Raw genomic sequence first — 8060 nt, 5'->3', positions numbered from 1 at the left:
CTCTTCCGGCGTCCACCGCCGCCGCGACCCCGTCGTGATCACTTCAAGCCGAGAGAGCTTCGGCATAGGCGTATGACTATCCATACGCCTATTTCTTCACTCAGCACGCGCCACCGCAAGGCGGCCCACGCCGAAGGGCTACGGAGAAACGCGACTCCAGGCTCAGCTATTCGCTCTGGGGTCGGTTTTTGCCACGCGTTCTAGTAGGTAGTCGACCTCTGCCTTCGCGGCGGCTGTGATGGTGGAGCCCGGCAAACGCTGGGCGTCATGGCTGAGGATGCCGCGCTTCATCATCGTGTATTTGCGGACCGCCAAGCCCGCGCCTTGCTGCTGGGCGATGAGGGAGAGGGCGAGGTGGAGCGCGACGACCTCCCCTTTGATGACTCGGACCGGGCGGTTGGAAGCGATCCTCCGATCCGAGCCGAGATCGTTCGCCGTAGACGAATGCGACGCGATCACACGTAATCTGCGCGAACTCGACCGCCGACGAGGATCGATCGCCCGATTGCTGCATCAGCCTGTTCGCCCATTCGAAGATCGCGACGGCCTAAGCCATGGCCCGACGCCGCACCCCCAGCACCTGATTTCAAGCGCCAGGTGGCCAGGACTACATGGCTGGCGAGACGCTCCATAGCCTCGCTCGCCGACAGCTACCTAGCCCGGATGCGTTCCCGGTGGGCCGTGTAGAGTCCGCTCGCCGCGATCACCGCTCCTCCGAGGAAGGTCATGGCCTCGGGGACAGCCCCGAAGATGGCGAAGGAGAGTAGGGCTGCGGAGGCGAGCTGCACGTACGAGAACGGGGCGATCGTCGATGCGGGGGCCTTCTTGAAGGCGAGGATGACCATCCAGTGACCGATGGTCGAGAACAAGCCCATGGCCACGCCGATCCCGATCTCCCGCAGTGTCAAAGGATGCCAGGAGAAGGCCACGCCCGCGGACAGCACCGCGAAGCCGATGAGCGCGGACCAGGCCATCGTCACCTCCGACCGCTCGGCATGCATCTTTCGCGTCACGATCGCGGCCACCGCCCAGCACATGGCGGCGCCCATCGGCAGGAGAGCCGCCATGCTGAACCCAGCGGTGCCCGGTCGCACGACGATGAGCACGCCTGCAAAGCCGACCGCTGCCGCTGCCCAGCGGCGAAGGCCCACCTTCTCGCCGAGCAATGGGATGGACAGGGCCGTGATGAAGATGGGCGATATGAAGTTGATGGCGGTTGCCTCCGCAACGGGAAGCTGCGTGAGGCCCAAAATGAAGAGCATCGCGGAGCCAGCCACTGCGAGGCCACGAAGGGTCTGCATGCCGGGCGAGGCGGCCACGAGGGCGCGCCTGCCGCTCATAGCGAACGCGGTCGGCACAACCAGGATGACGAATACGAGATAGCGCAACCACGCCACCTGCACGCCGGGAAGGTTTGCCGTCAGGAGTTTCGCCGAGACGTCTCCGGCGGCGAAGAACAATGTGCTCGCCAGGATGAGACCTATGGCGAGGAACGCGTTGTCCACGGGTAACGAGATACCGGCGGGACGGGTAGGGGGCTTCCTTATCGAGACATCAGAGGAATAGGCATCGCAATCGGCCGCGGTGGCAGCTGCAGACGGGGGTGACATATCGATCCGATCGGGAAATTCGATCTGGCGGCGCGCCATATCCTTGGTTCAAGCAAGGCGCATGATCGTGATCAAACTATGAATTCGCGGCGCAATCGCCGAGCGAAGAAGCCCTACCCGCCATGTGAAATTTGCATGCGATGTGGTCCTCCGTCGTCGCGCCCTGCCTTCCTGATGGGTGCCCCTTACTTGCATCCGCGCGATCCCGAAGCCGACGCACGGCGATGCATGACGGGCGGGTAGCTCCACATCCGCCGAGGCTGCCGGCATCCGATCAACTGAAGGCCAGGGTAGGGGTCTCGGCGCTCAAAAGAGATCGGAGGCCTTGGCTGTCGGGAGCGTCAAGGTGAGGAGTTATATGACCTTGGCGCGTAGCCGCGCGTCGGGAAGTGGATTGTCAGGCGAACCGAGGGTGGGTCCACATGCGCCTGATAACCCGCTCCCGAACGGCCTCTGCGCCTCTTGCTGGACGGTCGCAAACGCGCAAAGTCGGGGCAGCCACCCGCCGTGCTTACGGTTTCTTTTGATTCATTTAGGCCGATGTCTGAGAGGACGTGCGGCCATGGCTCCGAGCGGATGGTGATGTATTCGCTACTGGCGCGCGCCGAATTAATCGCCCCCATTCGGGATCGGAGGCATTTGTATGACTCCGTCAGCTGACCAATCGACCGGGTCACGCAGCAACAGGATGATTGGCCGACTGGGTTCAGGGCATGACTTTCGCGAGAAACCGAATTCGATCGACCAAGCCTGGGTAGGTTTGCGCTTCCGAACCCGGCGGCGACCGGTTCAGTCCCTGACGCTCGCCGGCAGTTAACGTGCCAATGCCAGCTAGGCTCGAATCACTCCCCCCAACGCATGCGGTTGAGGAACAGGCTTTCGTTCGGCGTCGGGTTGAATTGCAGTGGCTTGGCGGCACCATAGCCGACGACGGTCTGATAAAGAGGTACGACGGGCAGTGTCGCCGCAACAATTTCATGAATCTTGCGATAATCGGCCAATCGTACTGCGGGATCGAGCGTCGCGCGCGCGCGGTCGAGCAGCCCGTCGATCTCCTTGTTCTCGACGATTGTCCAGCCATTGCCGGAGTGGAAGAGTTGGTACAGCGCACCGTCCGCGTCTTGGCAAGCGCAGGAGGAGCGGCTGATGGCGAGGATGGGAGAGTCGAGGGGTCCGCGCTGGGTCCTTTGAAGGAAGCTCGGCGTGTCGACCAAGGTGATCGTCACCTCGAACCCTACATCGCGCAATTGCTGTTGGATCGCCTGGACGACACGCTGATCGAAGAAGGGCGCGGTGGTCAGCGCAAATGGCACTTTGGCTGCAGCCCCGGCCTCGGCGACAAGCGCCTTGGCGCGCGCCGGGTCGTAGGTGGGGCCGGCGATGCCCTCGGCCCAGCCAAAATGTGCCGGCGTCAACATCTGCGCTATGGGCTTCTCCTGCCCGCCCAGAATGCCGTCGATGATGCCCTGTTTGTCGACAGCTCGCGCCACGGCTTCGCGAATCTTGGGGTTATCGAAGGGGGGCTGGTTCGGATTGAGGCGCAGATAGGCGAGGCGCTCGGTTAGGGCCGTCAGGGGCTTAACCCGCTGCGACATCTTGAATTGGGCGAGTTGGTCGTTGTCGAGCCCCACGGCAAGGTCGGAGCTCCCCGCCTGCAGATTGGCGACGCGTGTCGCACCATCAGGCACGGCGCGAAAGAGCACGGTCGGGAATGGGCCCTTGGTGCCCCAATAGTCATCGTTGCGCTTCAGGGTCACGGCAACGCCGCGCTGCCAGCTTTCGAAACGATACGGACCGCTCCCGACCGGCTTGAGATTGAAGGGGTCGTTGCCGACTTTCTCGACGACCGCCTTTGGTACGATCGAGAGCTTCACGAGCTGGGCGAGCAAAGCCGGATAGGGCCCGTCGGTGACAAGTTTCACCTCCGTCGCCGAGAGGGGGACGGCGGCAACGATCTTGTCGAACTGCCCGCGCTGCGGGCTCCCGAAGGACGCGTCGGTGATACGCTTGATGCTGAAGGCGACATCCTCGGCGGTGAGTTTTGATCCGTCATGGAAGGTCACGTCACTGCGCAGCGTGAATAGGATTTCCGTATTGGACAGGCTGCGCCAAGAGGTGGCGATCTGAGGGATGATATCGCCCTTGTCGTCGCGGGTGACGAGATTGTCGAAGATGTTGCGGTAGACGTAGTAGCTATCGGGATTCCACTGGATCTGCGGATCGAGCGTCGACGGTTCGGCCGCCAGATCCACCACCAAGCGGTCTGCACTGGCAAGCGCAGGGGTGGCGAACCCCAAGGCGGCTGCAACCAGCCATCGGCCAACCTTGAGCTTCATCATCTGGTCCTTTTGGAGCGCGTTGGGGCCTGTGCCTTTCGGATAGTCCGTCAGTTTCGCACCGCGCCGAAATGACCACAATTCTATTGTGACATGTGAAAATAGAACGTTCTCTCGCGGTCAAAATCCAATGGAGGCGTTTCTTCGCCGAGCCGTTCTGCGTGAACTCGTCAAGAACATAGCCCTCTTGATCGACGGCGCACCACAGCCAGTGCTTCTGGCCGCCGCTGCCGCCGACAGGCTACGGGCTTATTCCCGCCCGAATTTCAGGGCCCGGCGCCTCACCGTCTCGTAGGAGACAGCAATGCTGCGCTCCGGCAGCATCTCCTCGACAAGGCGACGGCTCAGGGGAAAGCGAAAATACAGCCACACCGCATGAGCAATGATCGCAGGCGGAAATCGATGGCGACTATAGCTGATGGTCGACTGGCTCATGCCCGCCCATCCACACAGCTCTCCGCCACCGGAGTGACAACGCCGAGAGAACGCGGATGGCAAGGCCATTGAGAGGAAAATGGTGGGCCGGGCCGGATTCGAACCGGCACCGCCGCTGTTATGAGCAGCGAGCTCTAACCGTTGAGCTACCGGCCCACCCTTCGCCTAACACCCTCCCGTTCTGCCCGGCAAAACGCGAGAACGGCGCGCAAACGGAACCGAGACACCGTTGCGGCGCTAAAACGCGCCGGCGTGATCACACCGGACCGCGCAGCCCGGAGCCGGGGGCGCCCTATACCTATGTCACGACCGACAGATTCCTGTCGGTGTTCGGTCTCGCCAGCCTGCGCGACCTGCCGGATCTCGAAAAGCTCGAGGATGCCGGCCTGCTGACCAAGGACACGCTCCTGGCTGAGGAGTCCCGACGAGCGGCGCCGACGACGGGGAGGGCGACGCGGAACGTGACGGCGTCGCCAATGATCGGGGCGCGACGGGCGGAATTGAGCCAGCATGATGAGCCGAGCCAGCGAAGAGGCCTTTCATCGATGAGTTCAACCAGGCGCGCGGGGTCGGCCGATGAGTCTTTCAATGAGATGAAGAAGTGGATCGAGCAGCCCGTGCCTCAACCAGCCAGATGGGTGATCTGTCCCGCCGATCGGCAGGTTCTCCTCACGGAGGCATGTATGTGAGGGGGAGCCAGAGCCGCCTGTCGAAATCAAATGGTTTTGTGCTTTGGATGCTGATGCTCGCGGCTCCGGGGTGCGCCGGGTTGATCAGCAAGTTGAAGCTGTTTGGCACCACAAAGGATGGAACCTTAAGGATCGGGGTTTCCATTGTGGCGAGCCAGCGGTCACCGACAGTTGCCGGTGCTTCAATTGGGTCCAAAATCTCTTTGATTACAGCTGAGCCTGACTCGATTTCCATGAGGACGTAATCGTCTGGGATCAGGTCAGGCTCGAGGTCGAGATGTACTCTTACCTCAAGAATCGCGAGTGCCGGGTTTTCGGCCGTATACAGCAGGGGGCGTCCGGGAGTGTTCCACCGTCCGCCGTAGATCCGAGCCCCCTCGCCGTTCAAATCGGCGAACGGTAAACGGCAAACACGCCAGACTTTCATATCAGGCGGCGATGCCGTGGCCGATGCGGCCGAGCAGCGCCTCGACCTGGTCTGCTCCCTCCGACGTGTCGAGGAGGTCGATGGGTTTTTCGCCGCTGAGTGCGGTTGTTGGTCGGCGCAGCCACTTGGCTGCCTTCTGCTGAGATCCGAACGTTTCCTCAGCTTCGGCAAGGACGCGCGCAGCCCGGATCAGGCGGTCAGATTGTTCGGATGTCAGGGTGCCAATCTTGCGCCGGTGGCTGAGGGTTTTGCGAGGAATGACAACCAGGTCAATTTCGGCGAGGGACATGCGGCCGCTGCTGATGACGTACTCCACAGTCTGGACCGGGAAGCCTCGCCGAACTGCGCTAATGAGATCGCGGCTGCTATTGATGGGGGCGCCGATTAGGTCGCGCCCACCAACGACTTCGAGTGCGGTAACTGTGGTCATGGCCGATCTCCCTGGCGATATGCCTTAGATATAGGGGCATATCGCCATAACTACAAGTGGCACGGTCGCCAAGCCGCCGGATCAGGGTCGCGCCCTCGGCGTTCTCGTCGATGCCCAGCATCGCCTTCCCCTCGCGGCCCGGTTCGGCTCGGGCGACCCAAGACGATGAGGCCACCCAGGCAGAGCACGGGCCCGGTACAAGCCAGCTTTCTCAGGAACGCGCCGCAGCCCGCGCGCCGTGGTCTCGCCCTCCCGATCCTCGGAGGTGCGGCGAAAATCCAGCTCCTGCGTGTCCGTCGCCAGTGCGTCGACAACCGGCTCGCGCCAGCAACATCCGTTCGCCACCTGTGGTCAGCTCCATGCATGTCACGCTGGAGATCCTGCGCGCAAGCGCGCTTCATGGCCGGGGAGGGGGCCGCCCGTTGATCCTCGAACGCCGGGAACAGGCGCTGATCGGTGACGGGCGGAGCGGACAAGGCACTGCTGACCAGCGCCAGCGGGTCAGCCCGTTTTGCACACAACCTTGGTCGCAACCGACCGCCGTTTCACGGGCAATCAATGTCCGCTTCTCTATCGCGGTTTAAGTCAAGGGGCCGCACCGATCGACCGCCGGTTGTGCCAGCGGGGACGACGGCCGTGCGGATCGCGTCCAGCTGTGGTCGGTTCCTGCTCGGGGGCATTTCGGTACGAGGTCGCCGCACGGGGCTCGCGCTTCTCTCCGGGGTCGGCGCAGGGGCCGCCCCATGATGGGGTAAGAGGATGAGGCGGACCAATCTCTCGGGCGCTCTTGCCGCCGTCGAGCGGCAGAGGCTGCGGACATTACGATCTCGTCTCACCACCGTCCCCGTGAGGACCTCTTCCTGCCGTGGCAGAACCCGTCGCTGCTCCTGTGCGGGCCGGGGTCAGGCCGCCTGAACGGCGGCTGCCGGGTCGCGGCCCCAGCGGAAGTCGGTGCCGTCGATCCACATGCGATGCAGGATCACCGCCAGTCGCCTGGCGACGGCTACGATGGCGCGCCGCATGCCGCGCCGCTGCGCGACCCGCGTGCCCCATGCTTTGAGCCACGACCAGTGCCGGCTCTGCGTAAGCAGCGTCTGGGCGGCCTCGTACAGCATCGTCCGCAGCATGGTGTCGCCGGACTTGGAGATGCCGCCATCATAGTCGATCTCGCCGGACTGGTGGCGTCGAGGTGTCAGTCCAACGTGCGCGCCGACCGCCCTGGAGTGAACAAAGCGCTGCGGCTGATCGACCGTCGCCCGATAGGTGAGCGCCACGACCGCCCCGACACCAGGCGCGGTCATCAGCCGCCGGCACACGGGATCCTGGCGAACCACTTCGAGCAGCATTTTGTGCATCCGCGCGAACTCCTGGCGCAGGACGCGCCGGACGGTGAGCAGTGGCTCCACGATCGCCGACAGACTGGACATGCCCGCCACCAGCTCGCGGACGCGAGCTTCGAACCCGGCCTTGCCGACCACGCCGACCTTGAGGCCGAAGTTGCGCAACGTGCCGCGCAGGTCGAACTCGATGTCGAGCATCTTGCGCTGCAGGAGCTTGCGGCCGGTCAGCAGCATCCGCTTCTCCTGGCTCGCCAGCGTCTTGACGTGTACCGGTTTGAACACGCCGACGCGCATCATCTGCGCGATGCCACGAGCGTCGTGACGGTCCGACTTGTTGACCTGTTGCGCCTTCAGGAGCGAGTTCATGTGCCGCGTCTCGACGCAGATCACCGGCAGGCCTGCTTCCGCCAAGCCATTCACCAGCCACTGCGAGAGCGGACCGGCCTCAATCCCGATCCGGCCATAGTCGCCACTGATGGACATGAGCAGCACGACGAGATCGTCCGGCTCGGTCGCAACCTTCTGCTCGAACACAACCTTGCCGGCTTCGTCGACGACGCACACCGCCGTCTCCTGCACCGACACGTCCAGACCTACGAAATGCGCCATCGCCGTCGCTCCTTCGCTCGCTGCCGAGGTCAGGTCCGACCTCTCCGGCACCGTATGTGAAGAGGCTGCGCACTTCCGCTCCCGGATCGCCCGCAGCCACCGCGATACCCAATCTCCCGGGCGAGGGCCCCAACGTCCCTAACTGGCGCAACAGCGCCAACGCGGCTAGGTTCATGGGATCATT

The 8060-nt window shown here is 63.4% G+C and carries 6 protein-coding genes, 1 tRNA gene and 2 pseudogenes; 1 reads left to right on the top strand and 8 read right to left on the bottom strand.

The features are described 5' to 3' along the window. Positions 1-162 precede the first annotated feature (162 nt). The 5 genes and pseudogenes from AC1DIO_RS23860 to AC1DIO_RS23840 form a co-directional block, all read right to left on the bottom strand. Positions 163-357 (bottom strand): annotated as a pseudogene (locus AC1DIO_RS23860) (dihydrodipicolinate synthase family protein); the annotation flags it as partial. A gap of 293 nt (positions 358-650) precedes the next feature. Further along, positions 651-1649, bottom strand: coding sequence for a DMT family transporter (locus AC1DIO_RS23855; RefSeq protein WP_476854183.1), 999 nt, complete (start codon positions 1647-1649; stop codon positions 651-653). An 803-nt stretch (positions 1650-2452) separates the two neighbouring features. Then, positions 2453-3946: an ABC transporter substrate-binding protein gene (locus AC1DIO_RS23850; protein WP_476832995.1), complete on the bottom strand. Its 1494-nt coding sequence runs from the start codon at positions 3944-3946 to the stop codon at positions 2453-2455. A 157-nt stretch (positions 3947-4103) separates the two neighbouring features. Further along, a pseudogene (locus AC1DIO_RS23845) lies at positions 4104-4381 on the bottom strand (IS6 family transposase); the annotation flags it as partial. Positions 4382-4461: 80 nt separating this feature from the next. Then, positions 4462-4537: transfer RNA gene (locus AC1DIO_RS23840), tRNA-Ile, on the bottom strand. Between the two features lie 170 nt (positions 4538-4707). Between AC1DIO_RS23840 and AC1DIO_RS23835 the strand changes: the two genes are divergently transcribed. Beyond that, a complete protein-coding gene (locus AC1DIO_RS23835; RefSeq protein ID WP_476832994.1) occupies positions 4708-5070 on the top strand; it encodes a hypothetical protein in 363 nt (120 codons plus the stop codon). Here AC1DIO_RS23835 and AC1DIO_RS23830 read toward each other — a convergent pair. The 3 genes from AC1DIO_RS23830 to AC1DIO_RS23820 form a co-directional block, all read right to left on the bottom strand. Continuing rightward, positions 5051-5497, bottom strand: coding sequence for an RES family NAD+ phosphorylase (locus AC1DIO_RS23830; RefSeq protein ID WP_441508087.1), 447 nt, complete (start codon positions 5495-5497; stop codon positions 5051-5053). The genes AC1DIO_RS23835 and AC1DIO_RS23830 overlap by 20 nt on opposite strands. A 1-nt stretch (position 5498) precedes the next feature. Then, positions 5499-5927: a type II RES/Xre toxin-antitoxin system antitoxin gene (gene parS / locus AC1DIO_RS23825; protein ID WP_441480474.1), complete on the bottom strand. Its 429-nt coding sequence runs from the start codon at positions 5925-5927 to the stop codon at positions 5499-5501. Positions 5928-6829: 902 nt separating this feature from the next. After that, complete coding sequence (locus AC1DIO_RS23820) at positions 6830-7876, bottom strand: IS110 family RNA-guided transposase (RefSeq protein WP_476854182.1); 1047 nt, start codon at positions 7874-7876, stop codon at positions 6830-6832. Between the last annotated feature and the right edge of the window lie 184 nt (positions 7877-8060).

Source organism: Allobosea sp. 05T439 (assembly GCF_056396005.1).
This window is presented reverse-complemented; position numbering and strand designations above follow the sequence as displayed.